22 protein-coding genes and 3 pseudogenes are annotated in these 24,552 nt (G+C 37.2%); all 25 read right to left on the reverse strand.

The features are described from left to right. Positions 1-114: 114 nt before the first annotated feature. Positions 115-5,619 (reverse strand): RHS repeat-associated core domain-containing protein, encoded by a 5,505-nt coding sequence (locus ACFCYJ_RS18685; RefSeq protein WP_376075757.1) that lies wholly within the window; start codon positions 5,617-5,619, stop codon positions 115-117. 30 nt (positions 5,620-5,649) lie between these two features. Beyond that, positions 5,650-6,048 carry a DUF4280 domain-containing protein gene (locus ACFCYJ_RS18690; protein WP_053596527.1) on the reverse strand — a complete coding sequence of 133 codons (399 nt, stop codon included), beginning with the start codon at positions 6,046-6,048 and terminating at the stop codon, positions 5,650-5,652. Between the two features lie 338 nt (positions 6,049-6,386). Beyond that, entirely contained in the window at positions 6,387-6,884 is a 498-nt protein-coding gene (locus ACFCYJ_RS18695) for a hypothetical protein (protein ID WP_376075758.1), read from the reverse strand. 39 nt (positions 6,885-6,923) lie between these two features. Further along, a complete protein-coding gene (locus ACFCYJ_RS18700) occupies positions 6,924-8,021 on the reverse strand; it encodes a pentapeptide repeat-containing protein (protein ID WP_376075760.1) in 1,098 nt (365 codons plus the stop codon). A 15-nt stretch (positions 8,022-8,036) separates the two neighbouring features. Then, a complete protein-coding gene (locus ACFCYJ_RS18705; RefSeq protein ID WP_376075761.1) occupies positions 8,037-9,569 on the reverse strand; it encodes a phage baseplate assembly protein V in 1,533 nt (510 codons plus the stop codon). Further along, positions 9,566-10,210: a hypothetical protein gene (locus ACFCYJ_RS18710; RefSeq protein ID WP_376075763.1), complete on the reverse strand. Its 645-nt coding sequence runs from the start codon at positions 10,208-10,210 to the stop codon at positions 9,566-9,568. Before ACFCYJ_RS18710 ends, ACFCYJ_RS18705 begins: the two co-directional genes overlap by 4 nt. A gap of 711 nt (positions 10,211-10,921) precedes the next feature. After that, on the reverse strand, positions 10,922-11,296 hold the full coding sequence (locus tag ACFCYJ_RS18715) for a hypothetical protein (RefSeq protein WP_376075764.1): 375 nt from the start codon (positions 11,294-11,296) through the stop codon (positions 10,922-10,924). Between the two features lie 14 nt (positions 11,297-11,310). After that, a complete protein-coding gene (locus tag ACFCYJ_RS18720) occupies positions 11,311-12,426 on the reverse strand; it encodes a pre-toxin TG domain-containing protein (RefSeq protein ID WP_376075766.1) in 1,116 nt (371 codons plus the stop codon). Beyond that, positions 12,426-12,986 (reverse strand): hypothetical protein, encoded by a 561-nt coding sequence (locus tag ACFCYJ_RS18725; protein WP_376075768.1) that lies wholly within the window; start codon positions 12,984-12,986, stop codon positions 12,426-12,428. The genes ACFCYJ_RS18720 and ACFCYJ_RS18725 overlap by 1 nt, the downstream gene beginning before the upstream one ends. Before the next feature lie 142 nt (positions 12,987-13,128). Then, a complete protein-coding gene (locus ACFCYJ_RS18730) occupies positions 13,129-13,824 on the reverse strand; it encodes an Imm3 family immunity protein (protein ID WP_376075769.1) in 696 nt (231 codons plus the stop codon). Positions 13,825-13,836: 12 nt separating this feature from the next. After that, the gene (locus tag ACFCYJ_RS18735; RefSeq protein WP_376075770.1) at positions 13,837-14,946 is read right to left on the reverse strand and encodes a deaminase domain-containing protein; all 1,110 of its coding nucleotides are present in this window, start codon (positions 14,944-14,946) and stop codon (positions 13,837-13,839) included. Then, positions 14,946-15,281, reverse strand: coding sequence for a hypothetical protein (locus tag ACFCYJ_RS18740; protein WP_376075772.1), 336 nt, complete (start codon positions 15,279-15,281; stop codon positions 14,946-14,948). Before ACFCYJ_RS18740 ends, ACFCYJ_RS18735 begins: the two co-directional genes overlap by 1 nt. 499 nt (positions 15,282-15,780) lie before the next feature. Next, complete coding sequence (locus ACFCYJ_RS18745) at positions 15,781-16,314, reverse strand: hypothetical protein (protein ID WP_376075774.1); 534 nt, start codon at positions 16,312-16,314, stop codon at positions 15,781-15,783. Beyond that, a complete protein-coding gene (locus tag ACFCYJ_RS18750) occupies positions 16,314-16,517 on the reverse strand; it encodes a hypothetical protein (RefSeq protein WP_376075775.1) in 204 nt (67 codons plus the stop codon). Before ACFCYJ_RS18750 ends, ACFCYJ_RS18745 begins: the two co-directional genes overlap by 1 nt. Positions 16,518-16,807: 290 nt before the next feature. Beyond that, positions 16,808-17,278 carry a DUF2247 family protein gene (locus tag ACFCYJ_RS18755; protein WP_376075777.1) on the reverse strand — a complete coding sequence of 157 codons (471 nt, stop codon included), beginning with the start codon at positions 17,276-17,278 and terminating at the stop codon, positions 16,808-16,810. Positions 17,279-17,292: 14 nt separating this feature from the next. Further along, positions 17,293-17,505 (reverse strand): hypothetical protein, encoded by a 213-nt coding sequence (locus ACFCYJ_RS18760; RefSeq protein ID WP_376075779.1) that lies wholly within the window; start codon positions 17,503-17,505, stop codon positions 17,293-17,295. A gap of 201 nt (positions 17,506-17,706) precedes the next feature. Continuing rightward, positions 17,707-18,129, reverse strand: a pseudogene (locus ACFCYJ_RS18765) (transposase); the annotation flags it as partial. Beyond that, entirely contained in the window at positions 18,056-18,508 is a 453-nt protein-coding gene (locus ACFCYJ_RS18770; protein ID WP_376075859.1) for a hypothetical protein, read from the reverse strand. The gene ACFCYJ_RS18770 and the pseudogene ACFCYJ_RS18765, both read right to left, overlap by 74 nt. A 615-nt stretch (positions 18,509-19,123) precedes the next feature. After that, on the reverse strand, positions 19,124-19,636 hold the full coding sequence (locus ACFCYJ_RS18775) for a hypothetical protein (protein WP_376075780.1): 513 nt from the start codon (positions 19,634-19,636) through the stop codon (positions 19,124-19,126). 433 nt (positions 19,637-20,069) lie between these two features. Next, a pseudogene (locus tag ACFCYJ_RS18780) lies at positions 20,070-20,414 on the reverse strand (transposase); the annotation flags it as partial. A 230-nt stretch (positions 20,415-20,644) separates the two neighbouring features. Continuing rightward, the gene (locus tag ACFCYJ_RS18785) at positions 20,645-21,103 is read right to left on the reverse strand and encodes a hypothetical protein (RefSeq protein ID WP_376075782.1); all 459 of its coding nucleotides are present in this window, start codon (positions 21,101-21,103) and stop codon (positions 20,645-20,647) included. 12 nt (positions 21,104-21,115) lie between these two features. After that, positions 21,116-21,385: pseudogene (locus ACFCYJ_RS18790) on the reverse strand (polymorphic toxin type 24 domain-containing protein); the annotation flags it as partial. Positions 21,386-21,471: 86 nt separating this feature from the next. Next, positions 21,472-22,710, reverse strand: a complete 1,239-nt coding sequence (locus ACFCYJ_RS18795) for an IS110 family RNA-guided transposase (RefSeq protein WP_376075784.1) — start codon at positions 22,708-22,710, stop codon at positions 21,472-21,474. A gap of 148 nt (positions 22,711-22,858) precedes the next feature. Continuing rightward, positions 22,859-23,635: a recombinase family protein gene (locus ACFCYJ_RS18800; RefSeq protein ID WP_376075785.1), complete on the reverse strand. Its 777-nt coding sequence runs from the start codon at positions 23,633-23,635 to the stop codon at positions 22,859-22,861. Positions 23,636-24,035: 400 nt separating this feature from the next. After that, positions 24,036-24,545, reverse strand: a complete 510-nt coding sequence (locus ACFCYJ_RS18805) for a hypothetical protein (RefSeq protein ID WP_376075787.1) — start codon at positions 24,543-24,545, stop codon at positions 24,036-24,038. Positions 24,546-24,552 lie beyond the last annotated feature (7 nt).

Genomic DNA, 24,552 nt, shown 5'->3' on the forward strand with positions numbered 1-24,552 from the left:
AATCCAGCAAATCATTCCTCGAAATATTATTTTTCTCTAAAAAGTTATTTAAAGTTAGGGGATCAAATATTACTAACCCAGGAGCATATAACATCAATTTTAATTTTTTTATCATCATTTTTTACAACCCCCACTATTTTTCTTTATATCCCATTTCATAGATTCATGGAACCCTTCACGAACTGTAACATTTTCTGCAATTATTTCACCAGTCCTAGAAATCATTACAAACCCCTTTTGTGAAAAACCCTTGTATGCTTCATTTGTTTTGTAAATTAAGTCAGCAGAAGAACCATTAAAAGGTCTATTAAATGGAATTCCTTGGTCTTTTAATGCATCATGGAATTGTTTGTGTAACTCATCCGAGCCTTCGATTTTGTAAGGAAACCATGAAGGCGAATCTTTTTTTGTACCTAGATTTGGAAAACCATGTTGATTTGCATGGGATCTCGGAACCGTATGATGTCCCATTCCGTTATGTTTTAGCTCTTTCCAAAATGCCATTAGCCCTAGTGGATCTATTTGCATAATAGGGTTACTTACATACCCATACAAAGTAGGATTTCCACCTTCAAGCCCAATTGGATCAGGTTGTGTATACATCCCCTCGCTTGGTGAGTAATAACGGAATCGATTGTAATACAATCCTGTTTCAACATCTTCATATTGCCCTTGATACCTAAACAGAATGAAATCCTGCTCACCAGTAAACTCCACTACTCGTCCATAAATATCAAGCTCAGCTGACCAAACCTTTTTACCATCATCATCATAGGCTTCTACAGGCGTTCCTAGATAGTCACTAATAATACTGTAGTTACCTTCACTCGTGATTTTAGCTGAAGGTATGAATCCATCATTAAACACCCATGTCACTAGATTATCTGGTATTTGAGACTTATTTTGTGAAGAATACTCATCTAGATTTTCAAATATATCTGAATTATGCTGCGAGTAATACTCATGTAAGATAGTATTTCCATCCCATATGAAATGAATTGTTTTTTCGTTTGAACTCTTCTCAATTCGTCTACCTATTGAGTCATATTTGAAAGTAACTTCTGTTTTGTCTGGTTTGATGACCTTCGCCATCATGCCATTGCCATTATATTCGTATTCCCACGTATCACCGTTCTTCTCAACCTTCTGAATTAGATTACCGTCATCATCATAAGAGAAGGTCACCTCTTTCGTTTCAAGCAATCTGCTTCCGGCGCCATAGACACGATCTGTCTTTTCTTTTGTTTCATACAAGTTCCCGACATCATCAACACTGCGGTGTAAGAAGTCAAATTGACCGCCTTGATTGGACCAGACGAGGTTACTGAATTCATCGTAACCATAGGTAACTTTTACACCTGTTAACTCGTTGACCATGCTCCGTAATCGATGGTTGACGTCCCAATTATATACTCGTCTTCGTGTATCGCGGTTTTGACTACTTATTCGATGGTGCGTGGGTCTTCCTGTTACGTCATACTGCCATTTACTGATGACATCACCTGGTAGGATCCGCTCAATCTCTTGACCGAGTTCATTGTACTGCATTGCTGCTGTCCAACTTTTTTGCTCTGAGCGAGAAGCTGTGATTTGCGACACACTCCCCATTTCATTACGAGCTACATCAATTTTTGCACCTAAGCTACTCGTAATCTGTGAACGATTGCCTAATTCATCATAGTTACTCGCAACCCAATGGTCATTCTGCCATTCCTTGATTATTTGGCCAGATGTGTCTCGTTCTAGCTTTACGGCCACATGCTCATTTTCAGTCTCAATTAACGAACCATTTTTGTCATAACCAAACGTTTCCCAAGTGTCATCATAATAATCAGCACGAATGACATTTCCTAGACCATCATGCTGGTACGCTGTCCAACGATCACCAGGACGTTGAATTCTCTGAACCAATCCTGCCAGACTTCGCTCATACGTTCTTGTAAGCTCATCAAAGCCGACTTCCTTAATGATATTCCCTTTCGTATCACGTTCTAACTGATACGCTTCGCCTCTTTCATTGATGACAGTGGTTAACTGCTCTTCAGTATCATAGGTGAATTTAACTATCTTTCCACCTTGTTCTCGAGACACCAAGCTACCAAGAATGGTGTAATCAAAAGTTGCTTGCGTATGGTTATCTTTCGCAAAAACGACATCATCATAGGCATTGTACTTTAATTGAACATCGTTACCGTCTGATAGATTTGCCCGTATAAGGCGATTCAAGTTATCATAACGGAACTTCTCTGTAGCCCCTAGCGGATTGGTCGTTGTTGTGCAGTTACCACGACTGTCATACGACCAGGTTGAACTTGTCCCGTCTGGCAATGTTACTTGACTTAAGTTCAAATCAGCATCATAAGCTAAGCTTACCACATGGCCTTGCGCATTTGTCACAGTTTCAATTAAAAATTGCTCATTATAGGAAAATTCAGTCTTTGTGTCATCTTCTAAAACATTAGCCTGTAATGTCCCATCTTCATTATAAATCCACTGACGACTTCCACCCTCTGCGTTAACTACCTGAATTAACCTATCCTTCTCATCATACTGAGAGGATAAGGTACTGCCATCTGCAAGAGTAATCGTTACCGGATTTGCCCATTCATCATAGCTATATGTCGTTACACGTCCATCTTCATCTACTGTTTGGAGTAATTCGAAGTCCTCATTATATTCATAGCTGACTTCACTACCATCTGGATGAACAATTTTCGTACACAGGTTATCTTCGTTATAATAATAATAACTCTTATGGCCTAAGCTATTCGTAATTTCGTTATAACCCTCGTGATACGAAAGCTCATAAGCAAGGACATTGCCATCTCCCCATGTATTGATTACTCGTGCACCTGTAGTTGGCCCATCATAGCGCCAGAAGAAGCTATTTTTATTACGGTCAATTTTTTGCATCATTAAATGATTAACATATTTAATATGCGTACTTTGCCCTAACGCATCTTGGATTCCAATTAAATCTTGTCCATCATTGTAATCATAGCGAACTAAGACTTCACGACTCATCTGGTTACGTAAGGCGACTTCTGTCATTCTACCTGCCTCATTGGTCGTAACGTCGAGCACTCTTCCAACACTGTCGGTTACTTGAGATAGGAAGCCTTTAAGGTTATACGCAAATTGAATATGATGCTCTTGCTCATTTCTTACTTCTTTTAATCGGTATGTTGTTTCTGTTATTTGTTCAAATACATAAATCAATCGTGTATCATGCTCAAATAGATGATACTCCTCACCTGTATTTGTTAAAGTCATTCTTTCTCGTTTGTTAAAATAAGGCAAATTTATTGGTAAAATTGGAAATCCTATTGCACGACCATCCGTCACAACAATCCCAATCAAGTCTTCTTCTTCAAATATCTCTAAGGCTAGATCATATGTAAAGTGCATACCATGACCTGACAATCCAATCCGACTACTATCACTGTACCAAGCGCGTTCCCATGAAAGAGGGATAGGTCCAGGTAGTTCAAAGTCGATACCTTCATAAATCATACGCCCGGTAATTGCGTCAACAGGATCTCCACATGGTTGGGTATGTTTTTTACTTGGCCCATCTGTACACTTTTGCTTCTTTGATCCTTTACGATTAAATTTCTTTAGCGCGTCCTTGGCCATATCCTTCATACCGTCTAATACCTTCGACACACCGAGCAATTCATCCATCGACGAGACAACTTTATCTGCTGCCGTCTTCACGGCCTTAGATCCTTTGTTGGCTAGTTCCGCTAGTCCCTTTACTGCATCTAACGTTTTAGATACTTTCGGATAAGCTGCCTTCATCCCTTTTGCTATTGCTTTTGATGCATCCATTACCTTATCAGCAGTTTTTACAAGTTTTGACGCTTTATTGACCTTGTAAGCTGTCTTTGCTGCATCACCAACTACTGGGACTGCACCTACAATGTTCATGGCTGCCCCCATGTAGTCTCCTCTTGCCAAGCTAATACCTGCATTCGCAATATCTGCAAATGTACCAATGACAGGAATAAACCCAGCGATATCCAATGCTGCACTTACGCCATCTACTAAACTACTAAACCAGCCCTTCTTCTCCTTCTTCTCTTCTGCCTTTTGCGGGAAAATTAAGTCAACTTTCGTCGTAGCTTCGATTGCTTCTTCATTTAATTTCGGTGGCTGGCTTTGCTTCTCTATACCTTCTTGATCAATGAGCGTACTAATTAATTGTGTGTCAGCGGCCATAATCACATGACTTTGTTCCTTCGCTGATATCGCAATCCATTCTTCCGCTTCTACGGCTAGCTCTTTCATTCCACTAATTTCGAGTGTTTCATCGGCCGCAAGCATGATGGTACTGTTACTTTGAAATGTTACGCCATCTCCATCATCCATCTTTAAGTCCAAGACACCATCTACTGCACTAAAGGTAATATCTCCAACACCTAATGTCACATCTTTGCCTACATTGGTCGCAAATGATTTAACGGTAGTGTCCGCCATTTTCTTCGTCTGCTTTTGCCCGCCCTCTGGTGTGGCTGGATTGACACGTACCGAGCTGATAACGATGGCTTCTTCTTCAACTGCACTTGGAAAATGCAATTGGGCACGTGCACCTGTTTGAGGCATTAAATACATAACACCATTGGCATCTGCTGAATAAGCAAACCAATGTGCTTTTCCTTGATCCTGGCTTTTATCTATATCTAAATGAATTTTAACGGTGTTTTGGGTAACATCAATGATTTTCCCTGTAAATGCTGCACCAATGAGGTCTAAATTGCGTGCTAATCGCTGACGAATACTTTTCTCTGGTTGAGCAGTATATTGAAACTTCAACACGCCATCATCAAGATGGGTCTCCCTAGCCGTTACGATATAGGAACTTCCCTTGAATTGCACCAACGTGCCTAGCTCATGGGCCTCTGTGCTTTCAAACTCACAAAAAGTATAATCGGCTTCACTCACATCCGTACCATCGTTTTCAGTAATCAACCGATACGCATCGACGTCCATTCGTACTATAGAAGGCAGATGGTCGATCGTTACGCTTTTTCTGCTTTGAGGTGTACCAAACCAAAATCGAGCACCCTTTCCTTTTAAATCCGGAAAAACAACGGCGTGCAAACGGGAGGCCATTCTTTTAATGAATTCCCAATCTGTTTCTAAGTATTGAATCGCAATACTACCAATGGCTTGACCGTTAGAAGCTTGGTCGATGTAATCCCCATTAGGATAGGCGCTCACGATGTTTTTTATTAACTGCACGTACGTCATGTTCGCATCTTGAAAAGAACGTGAGCGCTTTGCAATATCCATATTCGCTGTAAATGATACAGCCTCAACGGAGACATAGTGCACCCCTTGTAATGCCTGCAACTCCGCATTTTCAATTCTTCCTGAGAACAATATGGCACTGTCTCGTCCAAATTTCACAATAACTTCATCTGTATGATTGACGCGCTGAATATACTTTTGCGCTTGCTCTTCAGCGATCATTCCCGTAAAGTGCAATCTCGCATGGTCATTGCCCTTATGTTTAATAGTTAGCTTTTCTAAATGAATAAGTGGATATGGCCATTCGAGCACAAGATCCTCATACGTACTAACCATGTGTACTTCCTTTTCTTCTAGCGATTTCATTACTTACCTCCTTTCAATCAACCTCGTCTTTTAAAAACCTTGTTTCGGTATTTCTACTTCCTCTTGACCGTCATGAATAATTTCGATTTTACCTCCACCTGCCGAGCATTGGGTATGGCAGCGGCTTAATAATGCTTGCTTCCCCTCGATATTGACATTTTCCATTCCTTCCATCCAGTCAATGGAACATGTTGGTGTACATGGCTTTTGCAACTGTAAACAAACACCAAAGGTTGGGATGTTGTCAGGGTTTCGATCCCCTACATTCATGACGGCTTTCTCTTTAATATAAACGCCATGGTCTTGCGGCAAATTTAAATAATTAAGATGGCTACCATGCTCGCAAGAAATGATTGCTCCATGTACCACATAACTAAATTGCTCCTGTTCCGAACCTTCTGTTTCCAAACTTTCTACAACTTGAGCCATTAACTATCCTTCCTTTCATATCGATTGAACACTGTTTCAAACTACGACAGTATTTTGGAATGATTTAGCTTATCATCATAGCGTGTGGTTGATCTCCGTTCCGATTGGGCGCTTTCCTGGGGGCGTCCGATGAGCCGCTTCGCTTCGCTGCAGGGTCTCGGGCCAACACGATGTTGGTCACGAAGGCGTTATCACAGGATGTGATGGTTTTAGTCTTCGTTCCCCTATTGCTAATCCCCAAGGAGTCGCCCAATCTCCACTCCAATCAACTTATATAAATGGCATTAACAAATGTCATCCACAACTTTTGATAATGAGCCATGATTTATTAGACTGATCTATCGTCTTTGTAGTTTTACTCGCTGCAACTGAATCCCGAGATATGGTCGTCGTAGCATACTTTCTGCCACATCTAAATTGACGATGGTGAACGATTCTTTTTTGCCGTCGACTTGAAAAATACAATCCAGTTCCACCTTTTTAGGGTCAATCACGAGCTCCTTTATTTGTCCGTCTGGATAATAAATCGTCTCATCGGAAATACAGTTCTTCTTCGCAATGTCCATAAGCCAATGCACGCGCTGTGTTCCTTTCTTCACATCCGTAAAGACTATAGCTGTAAATTCTAAGTTATCCTCATATTTCACCAATAACCCTTTAAAATCATCAGACACGATTCTTCGAGGCTTCTCTAAATAATCCAGATATACCGCATTCTCTTTTTCTATTACTTCCCCGAATACAGATGAACAGACAAAGTTATCATCGAGGTCTGTCTTGAAAGGAATAATTGGATTTGTAATACTTTGATCTTGCCGAACAATAAAATACTCCATCTTTTCCTCCTGTAACCATCATTTCTATTGATTTCAAAGTTAATGAATCCAATGAATGTCTTTTATCTGGTCTGGACTAAATAGACATTTCTCTTGATCGCGTTTAAAAAAGGTAGCTCCTTTTAAATTTGCACCTATAAAATTAGCGCCTGCAATCTGCGCAAACTCAAATTTTGCATTTTCCAAATTCGCATGACTGAAATCAGTGCCTAGGTAACACGCAACTTCGTCATCAGGAAGCATTAATGTTTTTCCCTGTGCATGTGTAAAATTAGCGCCTGCTAAATTGGCATTTCGAAAATCAGCATCTTGAATGGCTGCATAGGAAAAATCAACATTCGCTAAGCTACAATCTACAAAACTAGTACCGACGCAAACACTTTGTTTCAATGAAGCCCCTTCTAAGTCACTGCCATTGAAATTCGCATAAGAAAAGTCCATTTGGTCGAAAAGTTTTTGCTGTAACTGTAGGCTTGAGAAATTTTCAAACGTATATGATTTATCCATCTCTTTTTTCCCTAACCACGACAGAAGATTTTGTTCCACATGTTCCCGTTCGTCAAGCATCGCAACATCTTCACTAAATCCTTTATATTCACCGACACGAAAGCGCAAGCACGCAGCTCGTTGAAAGTCTATTTCAGGTACACTTTCTTGTTGATAGCGGAAAAGATAGCGTACCAATTGAATGATATACTGATGAAACAGGATCACAGTCTGTTGAATGATTCCTCGAACGTCAGCTGCTTGGATGGAGAGATACGGCTTTCTTTCTATTTCAAGCGTTTTGTGTAAATCTATAATCGCCTCACTAAGCCAATCCGCTTCATACTGTGCCGTGCATTCTCCCCAGTCGTAGTACCATTTTTCTCCGTAGGCTTCTAGCAAATACGTACACTTGTTATCTAGTAATGATGTTCGCAGCAATGAAAAATGAATAAAGGCTACTGGCGCTAACCTCCCTTGTCCCTGCTGATCTCTAATATTTGCAAACAGCTGTTCAAGCGAGTGAATGATTGGTTTTAATAAGACTTCCTTCTCTTGGCGAAACTGTCGATCAACCTTCTCTTGTAATCGGCTAACATGAACCGACACGCATTCATCCATAAAATGCTGTAATGCTTCTTCTCGTTTCATGCGTCCACATCCTCACTAATTTGCTCGTACTTCTGTTCCTTTAATCTCCATTTTGTCTTCCATCTTGATTGAACTGTCTTTACAAGTCATCTCTATTTTCTCGCTCGCATTAATCATAATTTGCTTCGCATTGATGGCGACTTTATCTGTTGCTTGTAAGGTAATATTTTTATCACTTATGATAGAAATCCCATTATCATCCATAAGCGAAATCATTAATCCTCCACCAGATATAACAATCCGATCGGGTGCAAGTAGAATTTGTTTACCGTGCTTTGTTCTGAGTGTTTTGACATCTGGATCCGCCATCCGTGCTGGGTCTTGGCGACTATCCTCAGGTGGTGCAGGTCTTGATCCGCCGCCACCTCCACCGCTAGCACTGGCACTTCCACCGCCTCCTGGACTAGGCGGATTCGTCGCTGCTAGCATCGAACCAGATTGTGGTGGTGCTTTTGATACGGAACTAATCGCAATCCCTTCATCCTCACGATTGCCTGGGAAATAGATTCTCACATTATCAGATAGCTCCGGCATGAAGTACCATCCTGTATTATCTTCTGATGCATAGATCGTAGAATACGGAAACCAATAAGCTGTATCTTTTTCTTGACCCTCGTCGAAATCGACATGAATACGAATTTTGTCCCCCGCAACATCAATTACTTTCCCTTGAATGGAGGCACCAATAATAGCTTGATTATAAGTAGTATGGACACTGAAGCCGTTCTGAGGTGTTAACGTGTAGATATGCTTGAACAAGCCATCTTTTAAAGTTGAGAAGATTTTATAGACATATAATTTTTTTGATTGGAATGTAACTTCATTGCCTATTTTGAATGGTTGGAACGATTCTACTTCATAGTACATATAGTCACTATCAGTAATACCGTCAAGATGATTTTTACTGGACACAAGGAAATTGCCAATCGCCTTTTTAACTCGATAATTGATGGCCTCCATTTTCTGCGTGCCCCCAGCTTGAAACGGTACACCGAAGTAAAACTTGGCGGCTGGGTGAACCGTATCCGGCACTAGGCCTGTATGAAATCGCGATGCCATTCGTTTAAGAAACTCCCAATCCGTCTCTATATATTGCATCGTAAAGTGACCAATAGTAGCGCCCTTTGAGGCATAATCCATGAAATCTGCACCTTTTTGATCGGCAATACATGCATTTATTAATTCACTATAGGGCATACTCGCATTTTGATAGGTTTGGTTTATCTTCTTCACATCTAACAAATACGTATGCGAAACTGCTTTAACCTCCAAATAATAGGTACCCAAAACCGATTTCACTTGTACATCTAGCGCCAACCCATTAAAAATAGGAATAGTTTGTCCACCACTACCGATTTGCACTACTTCAATAGCCGTTTCTGCATCCGTCATATAGACATAGGAATCTTGTAGTTCATCTGGAATCACACCCGTTAAATGCAATGTAGCATGCTCATTCATTTGTTGCGTAATTTCGATTTGATCGACGCGAATATTATAGGGCATCACGATGATATCTTTATACGTCAAGGCCGTTTCCTTACTCATTCGACAACACCTTCCCCATCTAATAATTTGTTTTCAACAACGATAGATTCCATCATGCCGTAAGCAATGGGCTTCCAAATATCCATCTCTTTTTTCAAACAATTAACCGAGCCCATCGTCACATTCTCGCCTACTATAAACAAAAACATTAAATTATAAATCTTGTTATCTAGTGCTGGCGAAATAAAATCAAAGCAACCAATTTGTAAACCGTTAACTTCATTCATGCCGGTATCCAACATTTTTGTAGTTGGCTGCGTTTTTTGAAGGATGTTCCTCATGGCCTCTGTGAAGTCTTCTAATTCCTCTTCTTTTACCTGTTGTTCCATGATTTTCAGTGTGACATTGATGGACGTACTTTCGCTTGTATAAATATAATCGGGTCTACGACTGGACGGATATTTAATATCCATTAATTCAGGCTCCATCACATCAAATGTTGCAGGCATACACATCCGGATTTGATCCTCATAAAAACTCATTTCTGTAAACGCAATCGTTTCATCTTCAATCATGAGCTGACCATCTTTAATCGCTTTCACGATATCAGTATGTAATAATTGGTTTTCGATGTTCTCCATTCGTTTCTTCTGTCTTGCCTGTTTCGTCATCTCAATAACTTCTTCATCCATGAAATTCATTGTTTTCGCTCCTTTGTTTTATCTACTATTCGTTCTATCTCATAACCTTGTATTCTTTTGTTTTCTTATTAAATAGCACCGATTATTTATCAGTAATAAATCAATAGTTATTGTTATTAATTTAATTTATTTCAGTAATATTCCATAATAAAATACATTTATGACAAAATAACCAGTAACTGGTTATTTTCATCATTAAATATGCTAATAAACCATAGATAAAAAGTCAACATCCATAAGTTCTATTATTTGGAATAGACAAAAAAATAATCCTGAAGGCGCGGAAAAATTTGAAATTTAGTAGTTAGATATACTGTGTGAGGAAAAGATAAAGTGGAACTTTAATCATTGGGGTATAAGAATTATAAATCGAAACCTCTATCTCCACTTTAATCTTCTCAATCTATGTATATGAAAATACGAAAAAGCACTTGTGCCTTTTATGGCAATCAAGCGCTTTATGTTCACATATTTTCTAAGATTATTAATATTTGAACGTTTTGTAAGTTATTTTAGTATCGACAGTATGATCTTTTTTACCACATGGCAAGTGTAACGTTTAAACCCTTTAGCTTGTTTAATCTCGTGTGTTTGTTGCTTATGACATCCATAAGTAATCCTTTTAAGTAAAATGTCATCTCGCCTATTTATCGTTATTATTTTCAGCAATTAAGTATTATAACAGAATGCATTTGATCTTCTTTATCCATTTTATTCTTCAAAGAGCACACTCTTAGAAAGAATCCATCCATTTAATCCGTATGAAGCAAAAATTTTATAGTAATGATAACTATTTTCCTTGATATAATTAATCAAATCTTCAACATATTCATAATCCATTGGCCAAAGATAATCCTTTTCCTTATCTAACAATTCTTTGTTTTCCAAAGCAAACGAATCAATCTCTCCTTCAACTATATCAATAAGTATGCTGCCAGGTAACTGGTTTTCAAAATGAAAGGCAAAAAAATCTTCAAATAAAATTTTCACTTGTTTTTCTTGTTCGTTTTCCATTTTCATTTCAATTTTTGAATACTCAAAGTCTATTTGATAATTTAAAATTTTACTATCATGAATTTTAATCATAAGTAATCCTCCTTTTATTCCGGTTTTTGTCTAGGCGGTTTTTTAGACCAATCCCATTTGTGTCTATGAGGAAATGTATGGGTTCCATCATCAGAATGATTGAAATCTATATCTTCCTTTGCTCTTCCTTGTTCGTCGTAATACCTTCTTTGTTTAACAGTTCCATCTGGATTTAACAGATCAGCTGAAGAATTAGGCTCTCCTCCTTTTCCAGGCAAGTTATTCTTATTCTTCACTTCACTATGTTTTGGCATTTTTTGACCTTGTTTTATAGTTTCACTAAGGTTACCCGTACCCTTAGGAATATCACCCTTAGCTGATGCCGCATTTTTCGATGATTTAGCAGCTGATTCGGTTACATTCGTCGCATTCTTGCTGTTGGAGAAGAGATTTAATGTAGCCTTCCCACCTTTTCCAGCTGCTTTGGCATATCCACCACCCAAGATGCCTGCCGCTGATATCCCTCGATCCATCGCACTCAATTTATCCAGTGTAAACGGATCAAATCCAAAGGCCGTTTCAAAAGCAGCTTTTGCATTGCCAACGCCTGGAATGAAATCAGCTGCGGTTGATATTGCTTGGCTGATGCTTACCGATTTAACACCTACTGCTGCTTTCTTTGTCGCACTTTTAGCCACATTAACAGTTGTATTTGCTGCGTTTTTAGCTACATTAGCAGTTGTATTTGCTGCGTTTTTAGCTACATTAGCAGTTGTTTTTGCTGCGCTTTTAGCCACATTAGCAGTTGTTTTTGCTGCGCTTTTAGCCACATTAGCAGTTGTTTTCGCTGCCTTTTTAACTGCCTTAACAGCTGTTTTCGCTGCCTTTTTAACTGTCTTTACAACTTTTTTTACATATTTCTTGGCCTTTTTAACTGCTTTTTTTACAGCCTTTTTAAACCTCTTAACCAGTTTGCTCTTGGATAAATTATTTTTTAGCTTCCTGGCTTTTGTCAAGACCTTGCCTAACTTTTTCTTGAGCTTTTTCTTCGCTTTTTTTAAAGCTTTCTTTAATTTCTTTTTGGCCTTTTTAATTTTCTTTTTAGCCGCTTTTTTAACTTTCCCTACAACAGGGATACTGCCTAAAGCACTACCTAGTGCTCCGAAGAATCCTTTACCCTTCTTCGCCATTAAGCATCACCCCCACCAATAGGGATCATGCCCATGACGTCTAGTGCGGATTCAAGATCAGCGCCTTCTCCCGATGTATTAGACACGGTTACAGGTGCTTTGTTCGAGCCTTCCATTGTCACAACCTGTCCCTGAATATCGGTGATTCCATCAAAAACGAGACTGCTGGAGCCACATGTCAAGCGCATGGATTCTGTTGCGCTCATGGAGATGCTTTTACCTGCAAAGGTGATCGTATCATTGGCTGTTAGTGTAAGCGGATGCTTACTATGTACTTCTACTCCGCTTCCCTGATCCAACTTTAGGAAATCCGCGCCTTCTTGTGCAGTAAATGTGATAGCTTGTGGGTCTTGCTTGATGTCCTTGCCTTTTGGCGTACCCCAGTAGGACGTTTTGGGATCGGCTGTTTTTGGATTGGAGTCGCCGCCCTTTCGTACACTGTGGCGAACAACGGCAGCTTCCTCCCGGTGTGTCGGGAAGGAAAGTTGAACGCTATCGCCTTCTTCTGGCGGGCTGTAAAAACCGATATGTCCTTTACAAAGGGTACACTTTACTTCCACAGAATCATGATTTTAATAATAAAAAAAGCCCATTTAACCACTGTTATGTATGGTTTATAGGCTTAAGATATTAAGAAATTATTAGTCTTATTAGAAAATAGTTTTTAACTTATTGTCTTTTAGCGATTAAACAACAATAATTTCATTTTAAATTAGATAAAACACTTTTAATTCGATCAGCTAACTTTTCTTGTTCCTCTTCAGTCAATTGCTCATCAGATACATCTTTGAAACTGAACGATTGCAACACATGTTTAACATCTTCAATACCATCCACTACAGTTAATCCTTGGTTGTACAAATTTTCAGCAAGTGTTGTATAGACAATGAATTTTTCACTTTTTGTATTTTCACAATCTCGGCCAAATCGTGGCAACACAGTAGTAACTATTGAATCAGTATTTTCATTTTCTAACTTAAAATTGTTAATAAATTTTTGGACCTCTTCTACCAATTCATCGTAATACCAACAAGCTCTAGGAAAATAATCTAGAGACATGTTTTTTAATTTCTGTAAAACACGTTCCTTTCGCGAAGCTAAATCACTATATTGTTGTGGTGTTAATTTATTTTCTTGTTGAATTATTTTAAAATCCAATTCAGTTAGATTTTTTTCCAAATAATCCTTGAAAGAATGTAGAATTTTAACATGGGAGACTGCTATTTCTGAAAATATCACAAAAATCATTGCTTTATCTGTTTCACTTTTTTTAGCCAACATATCATAGTCATAAAAATTCCTAGCTAACGCTTCTCTCTTACTAATTTTTTCTTCCTCTATTAATTCATTATAATCTTCGTAAATATCCTCTTCATATTCATCATAACTAAAAACCATTAAAAGACCTCCTTATTTACTTTTTGGTGAAATCGGATTATCACCATTATGAATTACTTCAATTTTAATATTAGGGTATTTTTCATTAAATTGTTGGATTACTTGATCACAACTATCACATACAACTTTTTCAGTAAATAGTTTGATCGTACCTTTTGCTTCATAATTAGTTCCTAATCTCTCTGCTAAATCATTTAAAATTTTATACTCTGTATCTACGTCTCTCAAAAAAGATTCTCCTGCTTTATCAGGAGCAACAGTTGCTTTAAATGTTGGATTATCTGGTTTAAATGAAAACTCTTCAGCTCCAGGTATATTTTTCTCGTGATCTTGAATTCTGCTATGGGCATAAAAATCTTTCTTACTAACTCCTGATATATTCACTTCTGCATAAGCAAAATTACCTTTTTCCTTATATCTTCTTCCTAATTGTCCTCTAGCTTCCGCTACTTTATCAATAATTTGTTGATCTTTTTTAGGATCAATTTGTTTGGTAGGAAATTTTGATTGCTCTGTACCCCCTGTGAGATTTTCATTGGATTTTTCGAGATTTTCATTAGATTCTTTTAAATTTCCTTTTGATTCTTCCCATTTCTCCTTGAAAGATCTTCCATCATTACTTAGCCATAATACAGTATCGTCCTTTAGTAACTTAAAATCTTTTTTTAATAACTCAATCTCTTTTTTCCATATTTCAAACTCTTTCTTCCATTTTTCAGACTCTACTTTCATTTCTTGCTTCAATACATCAACTGTCTTATTTACTTGTTCTTCTACTTTTTGCTTTGACTGCTGGTACACCTGTTTTGTCTTCTCGTACACTTGTTTTGACTTCTGTTGTACCCACCGTGCTCCCTTCTGGACAGTGTTTTTTAACCAGAGCGTTCCCGCCTTATAAATACGCTTCCCCCGTCGGATGATCCACCTTTTGAGCCTTCTTACTTTTTTTCGTGCCTTTGTATAAATCTTACCCAATTTTTTCCTAAACTTTTTTATAAATTTCCTTAGTTTTTTCCCTAATTTTTTGATTCCCTTCCACGCATTCTTACCTATTTTAATAACTGTCCTAACGACAGGGATACTACCAAGGAAATTGCCAACTGCTTTAAAAAAGCCTTTCATTAAGCACCACCCCCACCAACAGGGATCATGCCCATGACGTCTAATGCAGAACCAAGGTCAGCTCCGTCTCCCAATTTATTGGATACAGACACAGGTGCTTTGCTGGAACCTTCCATTCTCACAACCTGTCCTTGCATATCGGTGTTGCCATCCAAGACAAGACTACTAGTACCACAGGTTATTTGCATAGATTCTGTTGCACTCATCGAAATGCTTTTACCTGCAAAGGTGATATCATTGGCTTTTAGTGTAAGTGATTGCTTACTATGTACTTCTACTCCGCTGCCCTGATTTAGCTTTAGGAAAACGGCGCCTTCCTTTGCGGTAAGCGTCACCGATTGCGGGTCTAGCTTGATGTCCTTGCCTTTTGGTGTGCCCCAGTAGGACGTTTTGGGATCGGCTGTTTTTGGGTTAGAGTCGCCGCCCTTTCGTACACTGCGAACACCGCTTCTTCCTTCTGATGTGTCGGAAAGGCAAGGTGGCAACTTTCTTCCACTGTTTGGTTATAAATAGTCCTTTGGTACTAAAAAACAGCCCGTATTAACCAAATTCCATGGTTTTATGGACTGTTTTTGTCGAAAAAATTCCGTATTGCTTGAATACAACTTCTTAATTTGCTCTCTATGATTCAGCTATTTTGCTGTAAACGTTCATTAAGATTAATACTCCTATTTACCACCTAGTACTAAATAGTAATCTTACATTTAAAAATAAAAGACGGTGACACCTTTCTAATGACCTCTTGCCATGCGTACTAGGTAGCTCGATAAGAATACTCTATTTAATCCAAAACCAAAGCTGAAGAAGAAAAATTTCACCTATTTTCAACAATTATTATTCGAGGTCTAGGTAAATATTTTCGAATCTTATTGTTTTCTTTTCAGCTGATTCCTTTTTAATCTGAATCCGATAGTTGCACTTTTGATAAGTATGACTACTGTCTATTACTTCTTCATAAATACAAATATCATTTACACCTATAAAGCAATTTATAAAATCAACAAACAACATAAGTATTTCTTTATGTGTCAATGTCCTAAGAATACCTTCATACACAACATTATATTTTGTATCACTTATTGTATAATTACTTTTTGCTTTTTCATCAATGAACATTATTTCTTCATTTTTAATAAATATTGAAGTTTGGCAACCCATAAAACTAATATATAGTTCTTCTTTATCTCCATCCAGACAAACTATCTCAATTTTTTTGTTTTCGGATTCTGAAATTTCCTTATCTTCCGATAAAATCTTAATCAATATATTCGGTTTATCCTTTAGTGGTTTTACAAAATAATCTAAAATTTCCTCGTTACTGAATTCCATGCAACATTCTGACTCTTTATATAACTCTTCAATATTCATTAATCAAACTCCGTCCCCTCAACAAATTGTTTTTCCGAAAATTTGGTTTGACATCTTTTACATACTGGAATACTGTTTCCCTTTCTCGGTCTAATTGCATCTGTCATAATAATATTTTGATGGTTCCCTCCTAACTGCTCAACAACTAAATCTTCAGCACAAATAGGTTTTCCAGCATATTGCTTACTACTTTTTGTACCCACTGCAACTTTCCCTGTATTGAGGTCAACCCCTCCTACTACAGTGGTGATATCATTCTTTTTAGTATTACTCCATGCACCAATTTTGTATCTCTTGCCTTTGTCGCTTTTTCTACACCCAAATAATACCGATTTTTATCGTATCGTGTAGTTTCTTCTAATGACATTAAATCTTAAAACTAGAGTAAGAATCTTCAGGTTTACCCGTACCCTATGATGTAATCTTAAAAACTTCCGCCTTTATAAAAAAAACGATGGATTTATTAGTCCATCGTTCTTTTCAAACTCTCTATTTATTTTAAAATCAGTTGCTTCTCAGCATTCAAAAACTCCTCAATAAGTTCTTTAATTGTATGTTTTGAATCAGAAGGATAATAAAATGTATCCGATACTTTTCTAAAAAAATCATACATATTTTGAGGCGTATTAAACATAAAAAAAATATTTTCAATTTCTCGAAAGATATTTTCAGCAGAAGAGTTATTATATACCTCTTTAATAATGCTATATAACCACTTATGATACTCTTTAGTCATGCCTTCCGGAGAACTGTCAGAGATTATTCTTTCAAGTAAATCATCTACTTTATCTTCTACTTGTTCCCACGCCAATTCAAATATAAACTCATTATTAACATTAGGATTATTCTCTAGATATTCAGCAGCGTAATTTTTTACTTCTAAGGAAGAAATTAATTTAAACTGTCTACCAATAAATAATGTAGTCCAATTACAATTAAATCCATTTTTCTTGATTATTTCCATTTTATACAATTGCTTTATTTCCTCCACTGATTTATTTTTCCTGTAACTTTTTGACCAGGTATAAATGTTCTATGGATTACTGTGTTAGTCGTAGGATCGACCACCCATTCAAACACGCCGTCTATTGTTTTTTTCGTCTGTGACATTTTAGGGGCGTTATTCTTAACCTTTACATATTGCGTTTCATACTTAACCACTGAACCTTCTAGCTGATACAACGAATCCATATGTCCTTTTTTATTTGGTAAATCAAATCTTTGAGCATCAACTGCATAGTTATCAACTATATCATTAAAGCTATGGTAAAAATCATCTTTTAAAATGCACTACCTCCTCGTGGATTGTCTAAAACTGGATGCTTAAGTTCACCCGTACCCTATGTTGTAATCTTAAAATCCTCTAAAAAAAATAATCCCTCTTAAACCTTATTAAACTACTTCTTCCTCCTTTATTATCGGTAATTCATAGGCTGTTTTGTGCTTCATCATGCCGTAGATAATGTTTACAAGCCGTCTCATTATACAAACCAATGCTTGTCCCTTTGTTTTGCCTTCTTTTAGTTTCCGTTGATAGTATGCATGGAATACTGGATTCCTTGGCAGCCTACTTCCTTTTGCCACTTGTACTTGCTGTACGGCTAAGTTGTAAAATAAAGCGTGTAGCGCCCGATTTCCCTGTTTACTTTTATGTTCCCTTCCTTTCCCACAAGAGCCAAAGTAAATCGGCGCAATCCCCGCAAATCGTGCTAATTTGTTGGCATTTGGAAAACAGCGTACATCACCTATTTCTGCAACTAAAGCACAAGCTGTAACGAGATCTATACCTGGCATCGTGTCTAATTGAAAGTCTAGTAAACTCATTAACCCTTTTAATTCTCGTAATGTATACCGAAATCCATAATACAGTATTTTCCACAGGGTCAGTCTCAATATAAATCCCTTTAGAACTACAATATACTTCTTCAAAATCATCATATTCAAAACTTGGCTCTATTTCCAAAACCCTATCAATAGGCATACCAATATAAATTACATCAAGTAACTTTCCAGTATAGTTCTTCAATGCAGTGATTTTGAATAATTTCCCATTGAATAAATTAAACCACAAGTAAACTTCATCTTTAATTTCATATCTCACTAGAAATTTCCCTAATAGAGCAGCATCATCATGGAGATTATTAATAATCTCATAAAATTCGCTGATATGACTGTAAAGTTTTATTCCACCCATTTCCTCCCGGAACAATGGGAGCATTCAATAACACCATAGTTAATTACCTCCTGTGAAGATTATTGTTGATGGCTAAGGGTGATATTCCTAAGGGTACGGGTAATGCTGTTCTTAATAACGGTAGAGCCACTGTTGATGCAATTAAATCAAATCCTACTGCATTCAAAGGGAAATCACTCAAATACTAAAAAATGAAGGATACGAAGTTACTGTAAAAGACTCCAATAAATCAAGTTCAGGAGCAAAAATTATCAAGATAAATAATACTGGCGGAGATAGGAATATTACTCAAGTTCAAGTATCACCTGGAGGTGGGAGACACGGAGGAAGTCCATATGTAAAAATTAGTACGAACGACCAAGGTATCATAAAGGTAGTTGATGGAGCTGAAAGTGCATATAAAACGGATGGAAAAGAACTTCGGTGCATTCGTCGCGTTTTTGCTGTTGGAGAAGAGATTTAATGTAGCCTTTCGACCTTTTCCAGCTGCTTTGGCATATCCACCACCAAGATGCCTACCACTGATATCCCTCGATCCATCGCACTCATTTTTTCCGATAAAAAAACCTTGAAGGACAAAAGCCAATCAAGGTTAATAAATCCTTTATTCTCAAATTAATTTTTCCTAAAATGATTTAATATTGTCTTTTTCACTTCAATATCATTTCCGTAAATCTCAAAAAATGAATAATCAAAAGTACGAATTTCTATTTCTGCAAATGGATGTTGTAATCCCTCACTTTCTTCAGTTTCAGGTAAATGATCGAAATCCCAATTAATCTTTTTACCTTTTTGAACAGCAATGAATACCCCTGACTCAAATTGTATTATCGTTTTCACTTTATCTATTAATTCATCTGTTGAAAGTACAATACAAAGTTCCTTTGGATTCTTAGGAAACAACTCGTGAAGAGATGTCTTACTAGTACCTAATACATCAAAAATATACCAATCATGACTTTCTGTATAATCCTTAAGAGACATTAAAATTTCAGCAAATTGCCAACCTAAGCAAGAAAGCTCTTCATTAAAAAACTCATTACCACGTACCTTTAGCATAAAAGCTGGTTCTTTTAAATTCATAATTTTACTCCCCAATGACTTATTCTTTAAAGCTCCATGATCCATCCTTAAAAATAGCTTCGTGTGAATGTGGGTTTACATGGTCCCCTCTACCATGGTCTGTCTGGTCTGGTCTGTCTGGTCTGTCCGGTCTGTCTGGTCTGTCCGGTCTGTCCGGTCTGTCCGGTCTGTCCGGTCTGTCCGGTCTGTCCGGTCTGTCCGGTCTGTCCAGTCTGTCCGTTGGAACGGCTTCCCATTTTTCCCCACTCAAGAGTTTGATTATACTCTCTCTTTCGACCTTTTTTAATCCCAATTTGAGTGTGTGGATTCATAGAATCGGGTTTATGAGAAGTACCATTAACCAAATTCCCATCTTTATTTCTTGGTAACCCTAATTTATTCCCATTGGTATCCTTAGGCACATACATAGGTTTTTCCGTACCCTATGTTGTAATCTTAAAATCCGCTAATAAAACAATCTATCTTAAACCTTTTTAAACTACTTTTCCTCTTTTATTATCGGCAATTCATAGGCTGTTTTGTGTTTCATCATGCCGTAGATAATGTTTACAAGCCGTTTCATTATACAAACCAATGCTTGTCCCTTTGTTTTGCCTTCTTTTAGTTTCCGTTGATAGTATGCATGGAATACTGGATTCCTTGGCAGCTTACTTCCTTTTACCACTTGTACTTGCTGTACGGCTAAGTTGTAAAATAAAGCATGTAGCGCCCGATTTCCTTGTTTGCTTTTTTGTTCCCTTCCTTTCCCACCAGAACCAAAGTAAACCGATGCAATGCCCGCAAATCGTGCTAATTTGTTGGCATTTGGAAAACGGCGTACATCTACAAACCTTCATGAGCTCTCAATTCTCAAAACACATCTTTTTTCTCACTTTGTCCCACTATCTTTTACGCCCATAAATGTCATCTTAGTATCTTTTCTAACAGTAAGCATTTTCATGTGTCATAGCTGACCATCATTAATTAAACTTACATCCCATCAGTTTTTCGTATAAGTAAAAAAACTTGAAAGGCATATAGCCAGTCAAGGTAATCAAATTTAAAATTTTTCACTCATCTTTCATATACAGTAATGAATATTTCTCCGTCCTCCTCCTCGAACACACATACTACTATCTCCCGATCTGGGAATCTGTTCTTAAAGCTAAGTGACCAAAATATTTTAAGAACCTCTCCTAAAGCCTGTATTTGCTCCTCTAAGTTCTCATCCTCATCAACATTAATATGAAAAAAATCTCTTACTTGATATAAGTTCATCATTTTTTCAATATTAATCTTATTATTTTGACATTCCTTCTTCCACATATCAAAATTTTTTTCCGAAAACTTATCTTTTAATAAAATACATCCTTCGACTTCAATAACATCCGGATAAAAAAATTTCGCAAACCCAAGTGCTGTTTTTATATCTGATTTCATATTTACATAGCTCCACCATGTAAATTTCCCTTCATTAACATCTTTAAACTCCATAAATTCGCTATTTATTTCATCATTGAACAAGAATATCACATCCTAATCTTTTTATGGAATATTTTTAGGTATTTCAGATGGGTCAGCTGGTCGAACCTCATAACCATTTTGAAACTTCTCCCCTGTTTTAGGGTTAGTATTGTATTTAGGCTCTTTTACATTTGGTCTAGGAATATCTCCATGTTTCTTTCCTGTTACACGAACCTCTTTAACAATTTTACCGTCGGAACCGTAAGTCGTATATTTAGTTATATTACCGTCCTTATCTCTCACTACTTCTGTGGAATTAGGCGTACCATACTCCTTAGGTTTATTTCTATTTTTTTTGTCCTTTGAAGTATTAGTTTTATCCGTACCCTATGTTGTAATCTTAAATCCGCTAATAAAAAAGCAATCTATCTTAAACCTCAATAAACTACTTCCTCCTCTTTTATTATCGGCAATTCATAGGCTGTTTTGTGCTTCATCATGCCGTATATAATGTTTACAAGTCGTCTCATGATACAAACCAATGCTTGTCCCTTTGTTTTGCCTTCTTTTAGTTTCCGTTGATAGTAAGCATGGAATACTGGATTCCTTGGCAGCTTACTTCCCTTTGCTACTTGTACTTGCTGTACGGCTAAGTTGTAAAATAAAGCGTGTAGCGCCCGATTTCCTTGCTTGCTTTTTTGTTCCCTTCCTTTCCCACCAGAACCAAAGTAAACTGGCGCAATGCCCGCGAATCGTGCTAATTTGTTGGCATTTGGAAAACGGCGTACATCACCTATTTCTGCAATTAAAGCCGAAGCTGTAACGAGATCTATGCCTGGCATCGTATCTAGTTGAAAGTCTAGTAAACTCATTAACCCTTTTAATTCTCGTTCCACATAGCGCATTTCCTGCTTCTTAAATGAAATGTCTCGGACGATGCTCTTTACTAGAAAGTCTCGTGTTTCTTGGTGTTCTCTTATTGTGTTTCCATCCTCTTTCACCAACTTTAAAATTTCACTCGCTTTTTTCACCGAACATGTATTGCTACTGGCTTCTAATAAAAATATGGTCAATTGCTTAACACTTACCCCCTCTAAACACGGTGGAGACGGGTATCGTTCCCAAAATGCCAATGCTGTTTTTCCATCTACCTCTGAAAAAAACTTTTTATAGCTTGGATAGTGGTGACTTAATTGAATATGCAGTTGGTTCTTTAAAGCCCCTTGTGCCTTTACTAATGCATTTCTTCTACTGACCAGCTGTTGTATCGACCAATATAAATCATGTGGTTTAGCGTCTGGTAACTGCTCTAGTTTGTTCACCAAAATTCTAGCTACACATTCTGCATCCCAACTATCGTTTTTTTGTGTGGTCATCTTGCTTTTGCGTTCACGGTATGAAAGAGCTGGATTCACTTCCTTTACACTTTGTTCATGTTCTACCAAATATTGAGCTAATGCTCTCCCGTATCCCCCAACATCTTCTAAACCAAAAATGGGTGTCAAACCATCGTCCATATGTTGATAAATATCCAGTAAAAACGTTGAAAAAGCAGACGGTTTATTTTCAAACTTTATTTCATCTAGTTTCTCTTGCCAACAATTAATAATAACCGCCACATGGTGTTGCTTATGTAAGTCTACTCCCACATAAAAATGTTTCTGTCGTTCGTGCATTAACTCATCCTCCTATCCAACGGAATGAAAATACCGGCAACCTTAGTTCGAGCGTTCACCAACTGGTGCGCATTGGTACGAAAGCCTATCTATTTTCACTGTTACATAAGAACTTATAAGAAAATGAGCACCTTTTTTAAGTAACCTTTCAAATTATTGCTTGGTGTTTCCCATTTGCTTGTATTTTTCCGTATGTATATATCCCTTGATAAAAACTTTCTCTGTCTAAAATGCGTTTCACTTGCACTTTCGTAAATTGTTTACCTTGAGCTGTTTTATATCCTTCTTCATTCAACCTGTTTGCGAACGTAGACAGTGACCATTTCTTATGGAGCTGCTTTAGCTCAAACAACCGTTTAACTGCTTCTGCCTGACTATCGTGTATAATAAGTTCCTTATTACCCTTTTGTTTCATGTAGCCAAATGTTGCCCTTCCACCTGCATACCCACCTTCCTTTGCTTTTTTATTTCTTCCCTTTGTTAGTTTTAACGAAATTTCAAGCCGTTGGTATTGGTCTAATAACTCCATTAAGCCGTTTACCAAAAAATCATTGGGGTCTTTCTTATGGATACTGTAAAACGGCTGTTCTATGCTTTTAATATCACAACCATATTTCTTCAACTCTCGTTGTATTAGCACCTTAACAATATCTGACCTCCATAACCGACTTGTGTTTAACACCAACACATACTCTATTTGGACAGACGAAAGGTGAGCCAACATCTCCTGTAAGCCCACCCTATCTATTTCTAGTGCTTCCTCATTCAGTTTGGCACCACTTATTCCTTCATCTCTAAAAATATGTACCAAGTTTAAGCCTTGTTCCTTGCAATATGCCTTAATTTCATCTTCTTGATATCTCAAGCTATATCCGTCTCTTGCTTGCCCTTGAGTCGAGACTCGTATATACCCAACAACGTTCAATTTCTCAACCTCCCGTTACATAAATTGTAATTTCCGTAACGCTTTTTAACGAATAGCGAGTATTATACGACCGTCTCAAGTAAAAATACAACCTTAAAAACATTTGACTATATAAAGCAAATAATTCCCTGTCACATTAACCATTGTTTATCGCCACGAGCTTTGTCATTATCGTTTATTTAGTCACTATTCCATACAAAACTACCTCCTGCAAGTAAAATGTCATCTCGCCTAATTCTCACACTTTTCTCCCTAGACCACTGTTTACAAAGCACTCCTCGATGGCCCAGCCTTCATGAGCTTTCGAATCAAATATCAGATTACTTTTTAACCATAGAAAAAACCTTGAAAGGCATATTAGCCAATCAAGGTTCAATTATTTTTTATTCTTCACAACACTTTATTTCAATGCTTCTTCTAATATATTCTTTTCATGTTCTAACATACCACTTACTATAACGCCACAAACCATTTTATCTTTGTCTAAAGCAAATCCCACATTCTCATTTTGTACAATTGAAACAGTATCGTTTTCTGAAAATGAAATTAATACCTTATCAATCCCTATATATACATTCAATTTGCTATTTTCATCTATATACGTCTTATCGTCATATTCTTCAACTTGAAAATTAGGTATGCCTTTTATTAAAGTAATATTTTTCATATCCAAATTCAAATTTTCCATCTTGTGTACGTTTTCACTTAAAGTTAGTGTAATAGAACGAATATTTCCTGTATATTTTCCTACTCCTATTTCAATTAAAGATTTCTTAAAATCCCCAGTTCTCCAATAAATCGTTGGTTCCTTTGATATATTCCAAGTACCGAATTCTATATTAATCGGTGTATAAATATCATATTCAATATTCATAGACTGACTTTCTTTGTATTCTGTTACTTTTAACATAATCATG

This window comes from Lysinibacillus sp. NPDC056232 (assembly GCF_042267565.1).
Lineage (GTDB): Bacteria > Bacillota > Bacilli > Bacillales_A > Planococcaceae > Lysinibacillus.

Excerpts from the sequence above, each read along its gene's own strand:
- ACFCYJ_RS18760 (WP_376075779.1), bottom strand. The coding sequence starts at position 17,505 with ATGGATTCGTTGTATCAGCTAGAAGGTTCAGTGGTTAAGTATGAAACG.
- ACFCYJ_RS18700 (WP_376075760.1), bottom strand. The coding sequence starts at position 8,021 with ATGAAACGAGAAGAAGCATTACAGCATTTTATGGATGAATGCGTGTCG.
- ACFCYJ_RS18685 (WP_376075757.1), bottom strand. The coding sequence starts at position 5,619 with ATGAAATCGCTAGAAGAAAAGGAAGTACACATGGTTAGTACGTATGAG.
- ACFCYJ_RS18695 (WP_376075758.1), bottom strand. The coding sequence starts at position 6,884 with ATGGAGTATTTTATTGTTCGGCAAGATCAAAGTATTACAAATCCAATT.
- ACFCYJ_RS18745 (WP_376075774.1), bottom strand. The coding sequence starts at position 16,314 with ATGAATATTGAAGAGTTATATAAAGAGTCAGAATGTTGCATGGAATTC.
- ACFCYJ_RS18755 (WP_376075777.1), bottom strand. The coding sequence starts at position 17,278 with ATGGAAATAATCAAGAAAAATGGATTTAATTGTAATTGGACTACATTA.
- ACFCYJ_RS18720 (WP_376075766.1), bottom strand. The coding sequence starts at position 12,426 with ATGGCGAAGAAGGGTAAAGGATTCTTCGGAGCACTAGGTAGTGCTTTA.
- ACFCYJ_RS18735 (WP_376075770.1), bottom strand. The coding sequence starts at position 14,946 with ATGAAAGGCTTTTTTAAAGCAGTTGGCAATTTCCTTGGTAGTATCCCT.
- ACFCYJ_RS18805 (WP_376075787.1), bottom strand. The coding sequence starts at position 24,545 with ATGTTAAAAGTAACAGAATACAAAGAAAGTCAGTCTATGAATATTGAA.
- ACFCYJ_RS18705 (WP_376075761.1), bottom strand. The coding sequence starts at position 9,569 with ATGAGTAAGGAAACGGCCTTGACGTATAAAGATATCATCGTGATGCCC.
- ACFCYJ_RS18690 (WP_053596527.1), bottom strand. The coding sequence starts at position 6,048 with ATGGCTCAAGTTGTAGAAAGTTTGGAAACAGAAGGTTCGGAACAGGAG.
- ACFCYJ_RS18715 (WP_376075764.1), bottom strand. The coding sequence starts at position 11,296 with ATGATTAAAATTCATGATAGTAAAATTTTAAATTATCAAATAGACTTT.
- ACFCYJ_RS18775 (WP_376075780.1), bottom strand. The coding sequence starts at position 19,636 with ATGGATCATGGAGCTTTAAAGAATAAGTCATTGGGGAGTAAAATTATG.
- ACFCYJ_RS18795 (WP_376075784.1), bottom strand. The coding sequence starts at position 22,710 with ATGCACGAACGACAGAAACATTTTTATGTGGGAGTAGACTTACATAAG.
- ACFCYJ_RS18710 (WP_376075763.1), bottom strand. The coding sequence starts at position 10,210 with ATGAATTTCATGGATGAAGAAGTTATTGAGATGACGAAACAGGCAAGA.
- ACFCYJ_RS18770 (WP_376075859.1), bottom strand. The coding sequence starts at position 18,508 with ATGGGTGGAATAAAACTTTACAGTCATATCAGCGAATTTTATGAGATT.
- ACFCYJ_RS18730 (WP_376075769.1), bottom strand. The coding sequence starts at position 13,824 with ATGGTTTTTAGTTATGATGAATATGAAGAGGATATTTACGAAGATTAT.